This is a genomic window from Kitasatospora putterlickiae (genome assembly GCF_039527695.1).
GTDB classification, from domain to species: domain Bacteria; phylum Actinomycetota; class Actinomycetes; order Streptomycetales; family Streptomycetaceae; genus Kitasatospora; species Kitasatospora putterlickiae.
In genome coordinates, this window is the sequence record NZ_BAAAKJ010000414.1 from 7,964 (window position 1) to 8,470 (window position 507).

The window sequence follows — 507 nt, forward strand, 5'->3', positions numbered from 1 at the left end:
GCCCGATCAACCGATCGGGCGGGACTTTCATTGGGTGGAGCTGAGGGGATTCGAACCCCTGACCCCCTCGATGCGAACGAGGTGCGCTACCGGACTGCGCCACAGCCCCAACGAGAAGAAACTCTAGCACCTTTCGGAGGGGGTCCGTGACCACCCCCCTGGTGGGGGCCCTGGAGGGGTGCCGGGAAGCGAAGAGGCCCCCGGGGAGGGGGCCTCGAAGCTACTCGTTGGCGGCGCGGGGACGGGGGTCCGGCGCGGGGGGCTCGGCGTACTGGTCGAACAGCGGGGTCTTCCGGGACTCGGCCGGGCGGCCGGCGCTCCAGGTGCCGGGGGCCGACAGGTCGAGTCCGCGGTTGACCCGGGGGGCCACCGGGGCCGTCACGTAGGTCGGCAGCGGGACGGGCACCGGCTCCCAGGAGTCCGGGCCGGCCGCGCCGCGCTCCCGCATGCCGTCGACCCACTCCTCGTGCTCGGTGGCCTCCGCCACGGCCGAGGCCGAGACGGCGG

Annotated in this window: 1 tRNA gene and 1 pseudogene; both read right to left on the minus strand. The window is 74.2% G+C overall.

The features are described from left to right. Window positions 1-35 precede the first annotated feature (35 nt). Window positions 36-109: transfer RNA gene (locus tag ABD308_RS34890), tRNA-Ala, on the minus strand. A gap of 111 nt (window positions 110-220) precedes the next feature. Continuing rightward, window positions 221-507 (minus strand): annotated as a pseudogene (locus tag ABD308_RS34895) (hypothetical protein); the annotation flags it as partial.